Source organism: Allosediminivita pacifica, assembly GCF_003054175.1.
Lineage (GTDB): Bacteria > Pseudomonadota > Alphaproteobacteria > Rhodobacterales > Rhodobacteraceae > Allosediminivita > Allosediminivita pacifica.
This window is the reverse complement of the sequence record NZ_QBKN01000023.1, coordinates 13145-30018: the sequence shown is the minus strand read 5'-3', so window position 1 is coordinate 30018 and position 16874 is coordinate 13145. Positions and strand designations below refer to the sequence as shown.

The 16874-nt window shown below is 63.7% G+C and carries 13 protein-coding genes and 1 other annotated feature; of the genes, 6 read left to right on the top strand and 7 right to left on the bottom strand.

Going from position 1 to position 16874, the window contains the following annotated elements:
• The first annotated feature begins 53 nt into the window (after positions 1-53).
• Positions 54-109, top strand: a sequence feature (sul1 is cis-regulatory element that is thought to sense ions involved in sulfur or methionine metabolism; They are found in Alphaproteobacteria).
• Positions 110-185: 76 nt separating this feature from the next.
• Together C8N44_RS16565 and C8N44_RS16560 are read left to right on the top strand one after the other, a co-directional pair.
• The gene (locus C8N44_RS16565) at positions 186-1682 is read left to right on the top strand and encodes a SulP family inorganic anion transporter (RefSeq protein WP_107977942.1); all 1497 of its coding nucleotides are present in this window, start codon (positions 186-188) and stop codon (positions 1680-1682) included.
• 11 nt (positions 1683-1693) lie between these two features.
• Entirely contained in the window at positions 1694-2545 is an 852-nt protein-coding gene (locus C8N44_RS16560) for a universal stress protein (RefSeq protein ID WP_107977896.1), read from the top strand.
• Here the strand turns inward: C8N44_RS16560 and C8N44_RS16555 are convergent.
• Positions 2536-4011: a fused MFS/spermidine synthase gene (locus C8N44_RS16555; RefSeq protein WP_244641112.1), complete on the bottom strand. Its 1476-nt coding sequence runs from the start codon at positions 4009-4011 to the stop codon at positions 2536-2538. The two genes, C8N44_RS16560 and C8N44_RS16555, sit on opposite strands and share 10 nt — an antisense overlap.
• Positions 4012-4131: 120 nt before the next feature.
• Complete coding sequence (locus C8N44_RS16550; protein WP_107977894.1) at positions 4132-4863, bottom strand: Crp/Fnr family transcriptional regulator; 732 nt, start codon at positions 4861-4863, stop codon at positions 4132-4134.
• 438 nt (positions 4864-5301) lie between these two features.
• Here C8N44_RS16550 and C8N44_RS16545 point away from each other — a divergent pair, with 438 nt between their 5' ends.
• Together C8N44_RS16545 and C8N44_RS16540 are read left to right on the top strand one after the other, a co-directional pair.
• Entirely contained in the window at positions 5302-5757 is a 456-nt protein-coding gene (locus tag C8N44_RS16545) for a heme oxygenase-like domain-containing protein (RefSeq protein WP_146178855.1), read from the top strand.
• A complete protein-coding gene (locus C8N44_RS16540) occupies positions 5754-8321 on the top strand; it encodes an HWE histidine kinase domain-containing protein (protein ID WP_107977892.1) in 2568 nt (855 codons plus the stop codon). Before C8N44_RS16545 ends, C8N44_RS16540 begins: the two co-directional genes overlap by 4 nt.
• Before the next feature lie 36 nt (positions 8322-8357).
• On the opposite strand, the gene C8N44_RS16535 is transcribed toward C8N44_RS16540, so the two are convergent.
• Entirely contained in the window at positions 8358-9119 is a 762-nt protein-coding gene (locus C8N44_RS16535; RefSeq protein ID WP_107977891.1) for a gamma-glutamylcyclotransferase, read from the bottom strand.
• A gap of 287 nt (positions 9120-9406) precedes the next feature.
• On the opposite strand from C8N44_RS16535, the gene ku reads away from it, so the two are divergent.
• The gene (gene ku / locus C8N44_RS16530) at positions 9407-10318 is read left to right on the top strand and encodes a non-homologous end joining protein Ku (RefSeq protein WP_107977890.1); all 912 of its coding nucleotides are present in this window, start codon (positions 9407-9409) and stop codon (positions 10316-10318) included.
• On the top strand, positions 10318-12765 hold the full coding sequence (gene ligD / locus C8N44_RS16525; RefSeq protein WP_107977889.1) for a DNA ligase D: 2448 nt from the start codon (positions 10318-10320) through the stop codon (positions 12763-12765). Before ku ends, ligD begins: the two co-directional genes overlap by 1 nt.
• A gap of 31 nt (positions 12766-12796) precedes the next feature.
• On the opposite strand, the gene C8N44_RS16520 is transcribed toward ligD, so the two are convergent.
• The 4 genes from C8N44_RS16520 to C8N44_RS16505 all read right to left on the bottom strand — a co-directional run bounded on the left by C8N44_RS16520 (position 12797) and on the right by C8N44_RS16505 (position 16873).
• A complete protein-coding gene (locus tag C8N44_RS16520) occupies positions 12797-13738 on the bottom strand; it encodes a LysR family transcriptional regulator (RefSeq protein WP_107977888.1) in 942 nt (313 codons plus the stop codon).
• Positions 13735-14388 carry an aspartate/glutamate racemase family protein gene (locus tag C8N44_RS16515; protein ID WP_107977887.1) on the bottom strand — a complete coding sequence of 218 codons (654 nt, stop codon included), beginning with the start codon at positions 14386-14388 and terminating at the stop codon, positions 13735-13737. Before C8N44_RS16515 ends, C8N44_RS16520 begins: the two co-directional genes overlap by 4 nt.
• Positions 14388-15842, bottom strand: a complete 1455-nt coding sequence (gene hydA, locus C8N44_RS16510; RefSeq protein ID WP_107977886.1) for a dihydropyrimidinase — start codon at positions 15840-15842, stop codon at positions 14388-14390. The genes C8N44_RS16515 and hydA overlap by 1 nt, the downstream gene beginning before the upstream one ends.
• Positions 15843-15946: 104 nt before the next feature.
• Complete coding sequence (locus C8N44_RS16505) at positions 15947-16873, bottom strand: N-carbamoyl-D-amino-acid hydrolase (RefSeq protein ID WP_107977885.1); 927 nt, start codon at positions 16871-16873, stop codon at positions 15947-15949.
• Position 16874: the final 1 nt, after the last annotated feature.

Here is a 16874-nt window from a genome sequence, read left to right as displayed (position 1 = left end):
TGTGCGGGCCTTGAGCTTCATGATGAAATCGGGTCTATGCGCCGATGATACCGCAAGGACCCGGTGAAAACCCGGGTGGCTCTTCCGGCCGCTGATCCGCCGGATAACACCAGCAAGAAGCCCAAACTGAATTGCCGGAGCGTCTTTCGCAGGGCGACCCCGACAGAGGGTATTGGACTATGCACATGATATCTCTTTCCGAATACCGCCAGCAGTGGTTCGGCAACATCCGCGGCGACCTGCTCGCCGGGATCGTCGTCGCGCTGGCGTTGATCCCCGAGGCAATCGCTTTTTCCATTATCGCAGGCGTTGACCCCAAGATCGGGCTCTACGCTTCGTTCTCGATTGCCGTGCTAATCTCGTTCACCGGGGGGCGTCCCGGCATGATCTCGGCCGCGACGGCGGCCACCGCCGTGCTGATGGTGACGCTGGTGCGTGACTACGGGCTGGAATACCTGCTCGCGGCCACTGTCCTGGCGGGCCTACTCCAGATCGGAGCGGGGCTTCTGAAGCTCGGGCGCTTCATGCGCTATGTGTCGAAATCGGTTATGACCGGTTTCGTGAACGCGCTGGCGATCCTGATCTTCATGGCGCAGTTGCCCGAGCTGAACCCGGCCAATGCGGGCGTGACGTGGTTGACCTATGCGCTTGTAGCGGCGGGGCTGGCCATCATTTACCTGTTCCCGCGCTTGACCACGGCGGTACCTTCACCACTGGTCACCATTATCGTGCTGACGATCCTTGTCGTGACGATGGGCTGGGATGTGCGGACGGTGGGCGACATGGGCGAGCTGCCCGATACCCTTCCTGTCTTCATGATCCCCGACATTCCGCTGACTTTCGAGACGCTGGTCATCATCTTCCCCTACTCGGCGGCCGTGGCCGTCGTCGGGCTGCTGGAAAGCCTGATGACCGCAAACATCGTCGACGACCTGACCGACACCAAATCGGACCGCAATCAGGAGTGCATCGGCCAGGGTATTGCGAACAGCTGCACCGGTTTCATCGGCGGTATGGCGGGCTGCGCCATGATCGGTCAGTCGATCATCAACGTAAAGTCCGGCGGACGAGGGCGCCTGTCAGCCTTTACCGCCGGGACAGTGCTGCTGATCCTCGTTGTGGGGCTCGGCGACCTCGTGGCGCGCATCCCGATGCCGGCGCTGGTGGCGATCATGATCATGGTGTCGATCGGGACCTTCTCCTGGTCCTCGATCAAGGATCTGCGGGTGCATCCGCGCTCGTCCTCCATCGTGATGATCGCGACGGTGGTGACCGTGGTCTACACCCACAACCTCGCCATCGGGGTTCTGGTCGGCGTGCTGCTGTCGGGCATCTTCTTTGCCGCCAAGATCGCCCAGCTCTTCCGGGTCTCGTCCACGCTTTCTGCGGACGGCCGCATGCGGACCTATGTCCTGGAGGGCCAGTTGTTCTACGGATCGACCGAGGATTTCGCCAATGCCTTTGACTTCGGTGAAGCACTGGATCGGGTCGTCATCGACGTGAGCCGCGCCCATATCTGGGACATCAGCTCGGTCCAGGCGCTGGACATGGCCATCCTCAAGTTCCGCCGCGAGGGGGCCGAGGTCGAAGTGGTCGGCATGAACGAGGCGTCCGAGACGCTCGTCGACAAGCTTGCCATCCATGACAAGCCCGGCGCGATGGACGAGCTTCTGGGACACTGAGGGAGGACACCATGGACAAGATACTGACCCTGCTGGACGGCTCGGCCTATTCCGAAAGCGTCTGCCATCACACTGCCTGGATCGCGGGCAAGCTTGGCGCCGGCGTCGAGGCCATGCACGTGCTGGGCCGTCGCGAAGGCGCCGCTGCCACGGATCTCTCCGGCACGCTGCGCCTCGGGGCGCGGTCGGCACTGCTTGAAGAGCTTTCGGCAATGGACGAACAGCGCGCCAAGCTTGCCCAGGCGCGCGGGCATGCCATCCTCGAAGATGCGCAGAAGATCCTCGAGGCCGACGGCGTGACCGAGGTGACGCCCCGGCTGAGGAAAGGCGACCTGCTGGAGGCTGTCCAGACGCTCGAGGGCAGCATCCGGGCGATCACCATCGGCAAGCGGGGCGAGGGGGCCGATTTCGCCTCCGATCACCTCGGGTCGAATCTTGAGCGGATCGTGCGCGCATCGAAAGTTCCGGTCTTCGTGGCCTCGCGGTCGTTCAGCCCGATTTCGAAGGTGCTGGTCGCCTATGACGGCAGCGACAGCGCGCGGGTCGCCATCGACCGCATGTCCGCCAGCGCGGTCTTCAAGGATCTCGAGATCTGCGTGCTGAGCGTCTCGCAGGACGCCGCGCGGGCAGAGGCCACGGCCAAGGAGGCCGTGACAAAGCTGGGTGAGGCGGGGCTCACCGCATCGCCGCGCACGGCGTCTGGTGAACCCGAAGAGGTGCTCGAGGCTGTGGTTGCGGACGAGGGCTTCGACCTGCTGGTGATGGGGGCCTACGGCCACGGCCGGGTTCGGAACCTGATCATCGGGTCGACCACGACGGCGATGATCCGTTCGGTTCGGATCCCGGTGCTGCTCTACCGGTGACCGACCCAGCCGCGGTCGTCCGTGAATGCACGGGCGGCCGTGATGCGGGTCGGCGCGTAGTCTTCGGGCAGGGTGTTCAGTGGGGCGAGTGCCTGGGGCGCGGCGGCCAAGAGGATGTTCGCCCGTCCGCGTCCGCTCACCGGGCCCTGCACGGCCTCGACGTGAGGGTATAGCCTCGCAAGTATCGCGTGCAGCCCGCGCGCAAGGCGACCGTCCGGAGCGTCGATCAGGTTCACGTAGACCGGCCCGTCGACGATGTCGCGCAGTCTTTCGTATGTCTCGAGCGTCGCGAGGTGCGCCGGCACGGAGGACGAGGAAAAGGCATCCATCACGACGGCGTCAAAGCGGCGCGGCGTCTGGTTGATGTAGACGCGGCCGTCCTCATGGACGATGCCGAGGCGCCCATCGCCCGAAACGGCGTCGTGTCCGGCGGCGTATCCCGTCCTTTCGATCATCTCGCCCGCCTTCGGCATGTGCCGTCGCACGACCTGCGTCACGAGCGGGTCGATCTCGACCACCGTGGCTCTGGCCTGGGGGCGTGCGGCGAGCAGTTTTGTGGGAAGCGTGTATCCGCCTCCGCCGATGAAAAGCACGGAAGGTGCCGGGCCGAGGTCGCGATCCATACGGTCCCAGACCCATTCGGAGTAGGGAAGTACAAGACGCGGGGCGTCGTCGCCAGGGTCCAACGGTTGGCGTTCCGCCGCCTGCTCGGTCCGGTCCGCATAGAGATGGACGGATGTGCCCCGGCTGACGACGTCAAGGCAGGACATGCCGGATTCGTATCGGCAGACCGGGCCGATCAGCAGGCTCGCTGCCAAGAGAAGCGCGGCGGCGCCGACGGCTGCGACTGAGTGCACCGTCTTTGGGACGGTTTCGTCCTCGGCGATTGGCGCGGTGTCCCGCACAAAGGGAATGCAGAGGAGGGCCGCTGCTCCAGAGGCCGCGAAGGTTGCGGCGGACCCGATCAGCGGCAGGGTGACAAAGCCCGCGAGGATCGCACCGACGATGGCACCGACCGAGCCTGCCGCGAGAACGAAGCCGAGGGATGATCCCTCGCGGCCCGGGCGTGCCTCGATAGCGAGCTTGGCCAAGAGCGGCGAGGGGAAGCTGATGAGCGTCGAGGCCGGGAAGAATGCGACGACGACGGTAAAGAGCATGCCTCCTGTCCCCTGTGCGCCTGATCCGTGGAGTATCGCGAGGACGGCAGGCGAGATCGCCATCAGTGCCGCGGTACCGGCGAGTGCCTTGCGGGCCTTCGAGATCGCGGTCCTGCGATCCCCCTCGGCAGCCAACCCGCCAAGGGCGTTTCCCAGCGAGAAACCCGCCAGAACAGCTGCGATCACAGCGGTCCAGGTCAGAAGGGAGGTCCCGAAGAAGGGGGCCATCACCCGGCCCGCGGCAATCTCGTAAGTGAGGCCGACGGCAGAGGAAACGAGGATCAGGGTGATCGTGGTCCAGAAGCGCAAGGTGGTCTCGTTGGCGTGGTTGGAGCGGCAAAAATAGTGCCTACACGATTTGCCCGTCGATGCCATGCCGTCAGGGGCGGACTGAAGGGCGTGCTTGATCTCCGTCGATGCCCGGAACCGTCATCTCCTCGCGCTGACGATCTCCAAGTAATCGGCGTCGAACTTGCCATAGATCTTCAGGTTATCGAGATCGTGGACGGTCACCTGATCACGGGACCAGTCGATCAGCCCTCGGGCCCGGAGTTCCTGTACTGCCCGGTTGACGTGAGATCGCGAGAAACCAAAGAGCCGTTCCATGTCCTTTTGCTGAAGAGGCATCTCGAAGCTTCCGTTCTTGACGAAGCCGATGGTCGCGTAGCGCGTGTAGAGTTCGCAGAGGAAATGCGCGATCCGCTCGTTTGTCCGCAGTGTCGCCGCGGCGGCGAGCCAAGCGCGATGGATCTTGGCGTCAATCAGGGTCAGCATCCAGAAGAGCCGAGTGAGGTGCGGAAAATCGTTCGTGATTTTCCGTAGCTGCTGCTGATCAACGAATTGGACCTTGCAGTCTCCTTGCGCGATCACCGAATGGTCGAGTCGTTCGAGAACCAAGGCGTGCAGGTCCACGAAATCTCCCGGGACATGGACTGCCGAGACAACATCGCGCCCGGCCCAGGTTGACTGGACGCGGAGGGCCATGCCTGAAACCACAAGACAACTTTCCGCGGCCGTCGGCCCGGCCGGAATGATCGTATCGCCGTGCGAAAACTTGAGCGTCCTGACCGAGAGCCGACTGAGGGCCGTCCGTTCTTCGGGTTCAAGCCTGTCCCTTCGCCCGAGGACAAGAGACAGGAGTTCTGATGTCTTTGTCGTCATGTTTCCTGAGGTCGAGATGAAGATGTGGTAGAGCGCCCGGAGGCTAAACTCAGAACGTGAACGCGGGCTTGTACCTGTTGGGTTCCCTACGGGATTTGCGATGTGAGCGAGTGCGCCTTGCCGCCTGGAGGGCGGTCTCTTGGCCGGTTCCTTCGTGCGGCAGACGTCTGCTCACGCGCAGCAGGCAGCCGAGGTCGTGCACATGGCGGATGACTGCGTGGGTTGTGGTGGCTTTTTACTTGGAACATTTTGCCGGTGTCGGCATTTTAAAGTCCGTCACCGTCTATGTAGGCCGCGGCTGCAATCGCGTGAACTGGACATAACTACAGTAAGTCAAATTCCCAGATGGCATGTAACACGAAGGCAGCCGCCCAGATCGACTTCAGATCGCAATTGCGCCAGGCCACGGCCGAGAGGCATCAGAGGCTTGACGCACGCATGGGCGCAATCGATCTTTCGACCCCCGGCGGGCGTTCAGAGTTCCAGAGGATCCACGATCGGGCCAACGCACGGGTTCTTGCCGCGTGCCGTGGAAATGCCGCAGAGGCGACAGACTATCTGGCTCGGGCCACTGATCAAGATGCTGCTGCCCACCTCGAAGAGCAGTATGCCCCGGATGATATCATTCATCCTGACGCGGTCGCCTATGTTATTCTCGGGTCGCAACTCGGCCTCGCCTATCTCCGGAAATCTCTGCACGTTTCGGATCGGACCGGGGTCTTTCAGGCGGAACCCGACCTTCGATCCTGGAAGAGCTTCCTTGCCCGCATCGCCGCCGATCCGCCGGAAGGCGATCAGCGTGAGCGCATCCTGAACGACAGTGCCCGAGTCTTCGACATCTTCCTTTCGGTGGCAGACCCTGCACTCCCCTCCCATGACCAAGAGACCAGATGAACGATCCCTACATTTCGACCGAGACCCCTGTCGATCTCACGAACTGCGACCGTGAACCCATTCATATCCTCGGAAACGTACAGTCCTTCGGGGCCTTGATCGCGATTTCGGCAGACTGGAACGTTCAGCATGCCTCCACGAACTGCGGGCAGATCCTCGGCATTCCAGCCGAAGAGATGGTCGGCATGCGGTTGAACGCGTTCTTCCCCTCCGCATCCATCGAAAAGATGCGCCAGAAGCTCGGAGCGACATCGCATGAAAATGCGGTCATGCGGATGTTCGGTGTCGAACTTTTCGAGGATGGGCGTCGGTTCGATGTGAGTGCGCACCAGTCTAACCTGAGCTTCATATTCGAGTTCGAGGCGAAGTCGCGGGGGGCCGAGCACGATGAAATGGCCATCGTGACGCCGATGATGCGAAAGGTCGCCGCGCAGAAGGATCTGCTCGAGGTGTCGCAGGTTGCGGCGCAGCAGCTGCGCGAGCTCGCCGGGTTCGATCGGGTCATGGTCTACAAGTTCGGCCCCGAGGGCGACGGAACGGTGATCGCCGAGGCCAAGGAGGACACGGATACCGAGACCTACCTTGGCTTGCACTTTCCCGCATCCGACATCCCGAGGCAGGCCCGCGAGCTCTACAAGCGCAACCACCTGCGGCTGATCGCCGATGTCGACGACGAGGTCGCGCCGATCCAGCCGCAGTACAGTCCGGAAGGTGCCCCGCTGGATCTGTCCCTGGCGGTGACACGGGCCGTTTCGCCGATCCATCTCGAGTACCTTCGCAACATGAAGGTTCGGGCCTCCATGTCCGTGTCGATCATCATACGTGGCGAACTCTGGGGGCTCTTTGCCTGCCATCACCGCGAACCGCTATACGTCGACTACGAGCGCAGGACGGCGATTGAGCTTCTCGCTCAGTTCTATGGCTACGAGCTGGAGCGTCGCGAAGCCCGCGAGATCTCGGAGACCATGGGCCGGGCGCAGAAGCTTCACGACAAGCTGATGATGAGCCTGAGTTCGGGGGCGGATCTTGCAAGCGGTTTCCGCAGCATCGCCGGCGAGATCGGCAAGGTCATTCCCTACGACGGGATCGGGCTCTATCTGTCGGGCGAATACGTGACCATCGGGAACACGCCTTCGGAGGAGGACTTCCAGACCATCGTGCGGTTCCTGAATACGGCGGCGGCGTCGCGGGTCTACGCGACCGACAACCTTGTGGCCCGGCTGCCGTCGATCGCCCATGCGGTGGATTCCAGTGCAGGCATCCTCGCGATCCCGATTTCGAGGTTGCCCCGGGATTACATCGTGCTTTTCCGGACCGAGGTCGTGCAGCAGGTCACCTGGGCGGGCAATCCGCACAAGCCGGTCGACGTCGGCAGCTACGGAGCCCGTCTTACCCCTCGCAAGAGTTTCGAGGTCTGGAAGGAAGATGTGGCCAACCGCAGCGCAGCCTGGTCACAGACGGCAATTCGCTCGGCCGAGGCGATCCGGGTCACGCTGCTCGAGGTGGTTCTCAGGCTCTCGGACGAGATGAACGTCGAACGGCAGCGGGCACAGGATCAGCAGGAACTGCTGATCGCCGAGTTGAACCACCGCGTCCGCAACGTGCTTGGGCTCATCCGGTCGCTTGTCGCGCAGTCCAAGAAGTCGTCTAGAACGATCGAGGAGTTCTCGACCGCCGTCGACGGTCGCATCCAGGCACTGGCAAAGGCCCATGACCAGTTGACCGAGACAGATTGGAGCCCGGTGGCCTTTTCCGATCTGATCGCGGTGGAACTGAAGGCCTACCTGAGCGACGGCAATAGCCGTGTTTACATGCGCGGGGCGCCGGTCATGCTTGCGCCCGAAGCCTTTTCGACCATGGCGCTGGTCTTCCACGAACTGGTCACCAACTCGGTGAAATACGGGGCGCTGTCTACCGCGGATGGCGGGGTGATCCTGCAGGTGGAGAAACAGGACGACGGGTTCTTCAGGTTCACCTGGAGCGAGACAGGCGGCCCTGCGGTTCAGCCGCCCGAGCGCCGGGGGTTCGGCACCACCATCATCGAGAAATCCATTCCTTTTGAGCTCAAGGGACACGCCTCGATGGCTTTCGACCTGACGGGAGTGAGGGCGGAGTTTCTGGTGCCCGAGCGCTTCGTGACTGCCAAGGAGGCCGGCCCGGAGCCGGCAGAGCCGGTCGACGCCCCTGTAGAAGAGTCCGCCGCCATGCTCTCTGGCGCAGTGCTGGTCGTGGAAGACAACATGATCATCGCCATGGACGCAGCCGATATCCTTCAGGACATGGGCGTCGAAACAGTGCGCACCGCCTCTACCGTGGCCGAGGCGATGCGGGTCATCGAGGCCAATGACCATTCGCTTGCGGTACTGGACGTGCATCTTGGTTCGGAGACGAGCCTGCCAATCGCGCAGCTGCTCTCCTCGAAGAACGTGCCCTTCTTCCTCGCGAGCGGCTATGGAAGCCAGTCCGATACGCTTGCCAGATTCCCGGCCGTGCCGGTGGTGACCAAGCCGTTCACGTCCGAGACCCTGTCGCGTGCGGTAAGGGAGATCTGGAAGGGCGAATGAGCCTGTGACCCTTCGTCGTGACAACCGCCCGCTGTCTCAGCTGGCCCGTGTCCGATGCGGAACGGCGGGCGTGCGCGCGGGCCAGGCATCGACCTCGGCCAGCAGAGCGTCGAGCCTGGGATCCTCAATGCGGAGTTCGCGGCAGCCCTCGATGACGTTTTCGAGGTATTCGCGGCTCGTGCCAAGCCGTCCTGTCCCGGTAGCGAGGAAGCGGACCCTGTCTTCGTGGCTGAGCTGGGTGTCGATCATGTCGGCTTCTGGGTCGGCCACGAAGCAAAGCGCTTCGACCGTGCCGTGTGCCGTCTCGGCTGGGGCGAAGACCGCCTTGTAGCACGGGGCCATCATCTCGCGTCTCCAGATTATCTCGGACTCGCGGTCCGCGTTTTCGGCGGAAAGGCGGAACACGAGCCCATCGCAGTGCGGGCCGTTGTCGAGGGCGGCCATGAGCCCGGGCGCCCCTTCGGTGCCGCGTCCGCCGGACCGGTCGACAAGGCAGAAACTGCGCTGGTAGCCCTGCAGGCGCGCCCGGCGCACCTCGGCGAAGTAAACCGCCGGGTCCCACATGAGCGAGCCGTAGGCAAACACCCAAAGCTCCTTGCCCTGCCATGGCGCAAGCGCCTCGTGGCGCATCGCCTCTCGGACCTCGTCGCTGTAGCGCGGGTTGTCCTGATTGCCCGCCTCGGCCCAGATCGCGTCGATGGCGGCAAGATCGAGATCCCGGAAGAAGCTCTGCTCGGGGTCGCGGATCTTGCCGGCGAGACCGGGATGATGGCGGAATGCATCGGGCGCGAATGACATGAGGGCTCCTTGCAAGGTCCGTGCGGCGACCGGAAGCCCGGTACCGTTCGTCGGCAGCGACCGCCGTCGGGTCCTGCGCAGTGTTTCGCAACCTGTGTCGCGGCTGCAAGCGATTCAATAGTGCGCCAGAGAAGAGGTTGCTGTGCTTGTGCTCTGCAACCGAACTGGACCCCCGATCCGCCGGAATGTCGTGCACATGGATCCGGACGGGGGCGGGCGCGTACTGGCTTGGAACTCGCGCCAGCATTTCGAGCGTTGTGCCGAAGAGCTTACCCGGAGGTCACGTCATGGCGTCGCGCGCTGTCTGGAAGGGACAGATACGTCTGTCACTCGTCTCGATCGGGATCGAGATCTATCCCGCGACGACGTCGGGTCCTCGCATCTCGTTCCGGCAGATCCACAAGCCGACCGGCAAGCGCGTCCGCTACGAGAAGACCGTCAAGGGCGTCGGGCCGGTGGATAGTGACGATATCGTCAAGGGCTACGAGACGGGCAAGGGCGAATACGTGCTTTTCGAACCCGAAGAGATCGAAGAGCTCAAGGTCGAAACTTCGAAGACGCTAGAGCTGGTTCAATTCGTGGAGACCGGGGAGATCCCGCCGCTCTATTTCGAGAAGCCCTACTACGTCGTCCCGCAAGATGATCTTGCCGAGGATGCCTACCGCGTCATCCGGGATGCGCTGCGCGCCGAGCGCAAGACCGCGCTCTGCCAGATCACCCTGCGCGGCAAGGAGCGCCTGGCGGCGATCCGGCCTTGCGGGGACGGATTGCTGCTCGAAACCCTGAGGTACGCCGACGAGATCCGCGAGGCGGAGCCGATGTTCAGCGAGATTTCGGACGACGAGGCCGACGAGGAAATGCTCGACCTCGCCCGGGAACTGATCGGCCGCAAGACCAAGTCCTTTGACGCCTCGGCGTTTTCGGATAGCTATCATCAGGCCCTGAAGGAGCTGATCGACGCCCGACGCAAGGACAAGAGCGCCGAGACGGCCGAGACCGAAGAAGACAGCGAGGACGACGGGGACAACGTCGTCGACCTCATGGGGGCCCTGAAGAAGAGTCTCGAAAAATCCGAGGGCGGTTCGAGCGGCAAGTCGAAAGGCGGCGCGAAGTCGAAGGGGACCTCGAAGTCGTCGTCGAAATCCTCGTCCTCCAAGTCTTCGGCCAAGGGCTCGGGCAGCCGCAAGAAGGCCTCCTGATGTCGGACCGTCTGAAAGACTACAACGCGCGCCGCGATTTCTCCAAGACCTCCGAGCCGCGTGGCAAGGCGGCGAGGAAGAAGCGCAATGGGCGCTGGTTCTCGATCCAGAAGCATGACGCGTCGTCGCTGCACTATGACCTGCGACTGGAACATGATGGCGTGTTGATGTCCTGGGCCATCCCCAAGGGGCCCAGTCCCAAGACGGGCGACAAGCGGCTGGCGCAACGTACGGAAGATCACCCGCTCGACTACGGTGATTTCGAGGGAACGATCCCCGAGAAAGAATACGGCGGCGGGACGGTGATGCTGTGGGACAAGGGCAGCTGGGAGCCGCGCGGCGACGTGGACGAGATGCTTCAGGAGGGCAATCTCAAGTTCGACGTGGATGGTGACCGGATGCAGGGCGGCTGGGCGCTGGTGCGGTTCAGGAAGGGGGGCGAGGGGGCCTGGCTTCTGATCAAGGAAAAGGACGATGCAGCCGAAGGGTCATCGGATGCGCTGACCGGGAGTTACGAGACCTCGGTCGAGACTGGGCGTCTCATGACGGAGATCGCGGAGTCTGAAGAGCCTAAAAAGGACGCGTCCGATCGCCGCCTTCGCGCACCGAAGTTCCGGAAGCCACAGCTCGCGACGTTGGTGGACGAGGTTCCCGAGGGGGACGACTGGCTGCACGAGACCAAGTTCGACGGATATCGCGCGCTTGCTGCAATTGGAAAAGGGGGCGTGAGTCTCTGGACGCGGAACGGCAAGGACTGGACGGACAAGTTCGCGGCGCTTCACGGCGCATTCGATCAGTTGCCCTGCGACAGTGCGCTGCTGGATGGCGAGGTCATGGCGGCGAAGATACGTGGATCGGCGTTTTCGTCGCTGCAGCGGGCCCTGTCGGAAGGCGGCGATCTTGTCTTTTTCTGCTTCGATATTCTCGAACTGGACGGCGAGGATCTGACCGGGTCGACCCAGGACGACCGCCGTGCACGGCTTGAAGCGCTGTTCGAGGATCTGCCCGAGGATAGCCCCCTGCGCCTGACCGACCAGGCCCGCGGCGGCGGGCAGGAGCTTTTTGACGCCGCCTGCAAGGCCGGGGCCGAAGGCATCGTCAGCAAGAAGGCGGACGCGACCTACAAGGGCACGCGGACGCGGGCCTGGCGCAAGGTGAAATGCAGCAAGCGGCAGGAATTCGTCGTGGGCGGTTTCACACCTTCGGGCAAGGACCGGGCCTTCGCCTCGCTCCTGGTTGGGGAATACGGGGCCGACGGCCTGCGCTATCGCGGGCGCGTCGGCACTGGATACTCGGAGGACGATCTGGCGATGCTGTCCAAGGGTTTCCGCACGCGCAAGACCGCGCCCTTCGAGGATGTGCCGAACAGCATCGCGCGCGATGCGGGCTGGGTGACGCCCGACACCGTCATTGAGGTGGAGTTCACCGAACTGACGGAAGACGGGCATATTCGGCACGGCGCCTATCTGGGCATTCGAGAGGACAAGGCGCCCGACGATGTGTCGTTTGAGGCGCCGAAGCCAGACAGCGAGGAAAAGATGGACGAGGATGTCAAGAGCGTGGCGGGGCTGCGCATCTCTTCGCCCGACCGCGAGGTCTTTCCCGGCTCGGGCTGCACAAAACTCGACGTTGCCAGCCACTACGAACGGGTGGGCGACAGGCTGGTCGAAATCGCGGGCCATCGACCCCTGTCCCTGTTGCGGGCACCCCAAGGCATCGATGGGGAGAGCTTCTTTCAGAAGCACGCCAGCAAGGGCTTTCCGGAGGAGTTGCAGCGCATCGAGATCGAGGAAAAAGACGGCGCGGCGGCGGAGTACATGTACGCCACCCGGCCGGAGGCCTTTGTCGCGGCTGCCCAGATGGGGACCATCGAGTTTCACATGTGGGGCAGTCGGACCGACCGGCTCGAACGACCCGACCGGCTTGTGTTCGATCTCGATCCCGACGCGGGTCTGGGCTGGGACGATGTGCGATCCGCTGCCTTTGACCTGCGTGACCGTCTGGCTGACTTGGGGCTGGAGGCCGGTGCGATGGTGACGGGCGGGAAGGGGGTGCATCTCTGGCTGCCGCTGCACCGCAGTCACGACTGGGACCTGGTCAAGACGTTCTCCAAGACGGTGGCCCACCTGCTGGCCGAGCTTGAACCGAAACGGTTCACGGCCAACATGTCCAAGGACAAGCGCAAGGGCCGCATCTTCGTCGACTGGCTTCGCAACGAACGCGGTGCCACCGCAGTGGCCCCCTATTCACTGCGGGCCCGCGAGGGCGGGCCGGTGGCCGTTCCGGTTCAATGGGACGAGCTGAAGGTGCTGGATGCCGCGAACATGTTCGACATGGGCGCGGTCAAGGAGCGGCTGGAGGAGCCTTGCCCCTACATTGGTCATGCCGAGAAACTGCAGCGCATCACGTCGGACGTTCACGAACGGCTGGCGCACTGGAAAGATTGAGGCGACCGACCTGTCGGAAGAGTTGCGCGGGTCAGTTGCCCCGAGGCTCGGCGATCAGAAGGTCGCAATCCGAAAAGGCCGTGCGCAGATCGGCCATGAAGCTGTGCAGCAGTCCCGAGTAGGGGACGCCCCGGCGGGTATACATGACGGCGTTCACTTCACAGGCGGGCAGGAAAGGCTTGCACACGAGGGCGTCGCTGGCATGCGTCGAGGCGGAGTAGGGGTCGACCACGGTAACGCCAAGGTGCTGGGCGGCCAGCGCCGTGGCGGTTGCACAGTAGCGAACCTCGATACGGGGCGTGTAGGCGGCGCCGACCTGTTCGTAGGCCTTGCGCACCAGGAGCCCGAGGTTCGAGGCCATCTCGAGCCCGATCATGGGTTGGTCCTGGAGATCGAGCGCGGTTAGATGCGGCTTGGTGGCGAGGGCGCTGTTCCTGGGGACCAGGGCAACCATGTGCGAGCGCTGGAGCACGTCACTGTTCACTGCGGTCTGCCGGTCGTGATCAATGGCGAGCCCGATATCGGCCTGCCCGCTCTGGACGGCATCCTTGACGTTCTCGAGCCGTCGCACGTCGAAGGCCACCGACACGTCGGGGCGGCTGTCGAGGAACCTGCGCAGGGCAACAGGCGCGATGGAATAGCCAAGCGGCGGTGTGGCGATCACCTTAAGGCGGCCGGCCATACCGAGCTTCATGTCCCGCGCCCGCTGCGAGAACCCGCGCATGATTCCGAAGACCGGGCGGATTTCCTCGTAGAGCGATTTCGCCTCGGCGGTGGGCAGAAGCCGGCGCCCCGTGCGGTCGAAGAGCGACAGCCCGAGCTGCGATTCCAGCTGACGCAAACCTGCAGAGACCGCGGGCTGAGAGATGCGCAACTGTTCCGCCGCCTCGACGGTGGTGGCACAACGCATCATCGCGGCGAAAATCTCGAGCAGCCGCAACGAAACGTCCGGCAGGCCCGGCTCTGTCGTCATTCAGGCACTCCTGCCAGTCCCAGTGCCATGGCGGCACCGGCCTGCACCGGGTCGATCACCGCGACACCAATGTCGTGTTCGAGCTTGGCTCGGATCGGGGCCATGCCCGCGCAGCCAAGGACAATTGCACCTGCGCCTGCATCTGCCAGTTCGCGGCCAAGCGAGACGCACATCGCATAGACCTCGGGATCGCGGCCCGATGCCTCGGCCGAGACGCCAGGGAGGGCAAGCTCACCCGCGAGGCGTGCCTCGACACCCATCGCACGGATCCTCACCCGATGCCGGGCGACCGATCCAGGCGATAGCGCGATGATCCCGAAGAGATCGGCGCGGCCCATGGCGGTGAGGATGCCGGCCTCCTGCACGCCCAAAACCGGCTTCTTCGTAAGGCTGCGGGCAACGTCGACGCCGGGATCTGAGAAACAGGCCGAAACGTAGGCAACCGCGTCGGGTCTCGTCTGAATCTCCGCGGCAAAGCCTAGCCCGGCGCGCGCCACGTCTTCCGCGGTCATGATCGTCGCGGCGCTGTCGGGTAGATCAGTGACCTCGAAGGCCGGGCCGCCGGCGGGCACCAGATGCGCGACCGCCTCGCGGATCCCTTCGGTGACCGACCGCGAGGAGTTCGGGTTTACGATTAGGATCGGTCCCATCAGCACAGCTCCGTGCCGAAGTTCTGCGCGGGATCGAATTCCTTGGCGGTGTAGCCTGGTTTGCCGCGCAGGTCCGCAGGTTGGCGGGCAATGAAGCGCCCCTGTCCCTCTTTGGCCTTCAGCTCGCCATGCTCGACGATCACCGCGCCGCGGTTCATGACGATCTCGGGTTTGCCGGTGATCTCCATGCCCTCGAAGGGGCTATAGTCCATGTTGTCGTGCTGGTCGGCGGCGGTGACGGTCGTGCGTGCCTCGGGATCCCAGATGGCGATGTCGGCGTCCATGCCCGGCGCGATCCGGCCCTTGGTGTCGCAGCCGAAGGTCTTGGCCGCATTGGTGGACGACAGCGCCACGAACTGTTCCAGCGTGATGCGCCCACGGACGACGCCCTCGGAGAAGAGGTAGGGGAGACGGGCCGCGATACCGGGCATGCCGTTGGCGATCTTCGGGTAGGCGACATCGCTGCCGTTCAGGAACTTGCCCGTCTCGTCAAAACGATAGGGCGCGTGGTCCGAACTGACGCTTTCGAAGGTCCCCATCCGGACATGGTGCCAGAGCGCGTCCTGGGTGGCAGCATCGCGCAGCGGCGGCGAGCAGATGTACTTGGCGCCCTCCATGCCGGGGCGGTCGAGATCGTCGCGGGTGAGCGCCAGATATTGCGGACAGGTCTCCGCGTAGAGCTTCGCGCCGTTGAACTTTTCGCGGCGGACGATCTCGGCACCGCCTTCCGTCGAAACATGCACAATGAAAAGCGGCGCATCCACCAGCTTGGCGAGCTGGATGGCGCGGTTGATGGCCTCCTGCTCGGCCAGTTCGGGGCGCGAAATGGCATGGTATTTCGGTGCGGTGAGGCCCTTGTCGGCGAGCCGCTTGTTCATCCATTTGACCATGTCGTTGTTCTCGGCATGGACCATGGTGATGGCGCCATGTTCACGCGCGACCGTCAGGATGTCCAGCATCCCGCCATCGCCGAGATTCATCAGGTCGTAGGTCATGAAGACCTTGAACGACGTGATCCCGCGCGCAAAGGCACGGGGCAGTTGGTCTTCGAGAACCTCTGGCGTCGGGTCGGAGACGATCAGGTGATAGGAATAATCGATGACGGAGCGGGCGCCGCGGGCGTCGTAGGTGGCAATCACTTCGTCGATCGACTGGCCGCGGTGCTGGGCGGCGAACGGAATGAACGACGAGTTGCCGCCGAAGGCCGCCGAGATCGAGCCCGACAGGTAGTCGTCGGCGGACATCACGCCCGAGGAGCTTTCTTGCGCGATATGAGCGTGGGCCTCGATCCCGCCGGGCATCACGATGCGCCCCCCGGCATCGATACGATGATCGCCGCCAGCAAGGTTTTCGGCTACCGCGGCGATGCGCCCGTCTTTGATGCCGACATCCGCCTTGGCGGTATGGTCCGCGGTTGCGATCGTTCCGCCATGGATCACGGTATCGAACTGCATTTCGGTTTCCTTTCTCTCCGCTGGTGCGGCGCTTGCCCGGCTGCCCTAACGAAGTGTCTTCGATTGCCGCTCCAGGCGCCAGCCCGGCTACGGGTGGACATGGTTCAGTCGGGCAGCTTGACGCCTGTCTGGGTCGCGATCAGCCCGTAGTGCTCGACCCGGCGATGCGCTGCAAAGTTGAAGACGGTCGACTTGCCGAAATCGCACTTGGCAAGGTCCGCCTCGTGCACGATCAATTCGTCTCCCTCGCCCTCTGCCTTGGCCACGACGAATCCGTCCGGATCGACGATGATCGAACCCGCGAACATGTGGTTGCCGTCCTCCATGCCGCACTTGGCGACAGCCACGGCGTAGGTCGAGTTCTGGTATGCGCCCGCGCAGACCGAGAGTTCGTGGTGATACATGCGGCGCTCTATGCCCTCTTCCGAGGAGAGGTTGTTCTGGCTTGGGGTGTTGTAGCCGATTGCGACCAGTTGCACGCCCTGCAGTCCGAGGACGCGCCAGCTTTCGGGCCAGCGGCGGTCGTTGCAGATCGACATGCCCATGATCACGCCCTGGTTCTTCACGACATTGAAGCCGGTGTCGCCGGGCAGGAAGTAGCGTTTCTCGAGGTGCTGATGCGTGCGCTCGGATTCATACTCGGCATGGCCCGGCAGGTGGGTCTTGCGGTACTTCAGGACGATCTCTCCCTCGGGCGAGACGATGACCGAGGTATTGTAGTGCAGGCCCTCCGGGGTGAGCTCGCAGTAGCCGAAGGTGAACCCCATGCCGTATTCCCTGGCCTTGTCGAACAGCGGCTGCACGGCGGGATTGGGCATCTCGGTTTCGAACCAATGGTCGAACTCGGCGCGGTCCTCGACATAGAAGCGCGGGAAGAAGGTCGTCAGGGTCATCTCGGGATAGGCGAGGAACTGCACGCCCTTGTCGTGCGCCGCGTCCATCAGGGCGATCATGCGGGCGACGACCTCTTCGCGGGTCTCGTCCTTCTGGATGCCGCCGATCTGGGCGCCGCCGATGATGAGTTTGGTCATG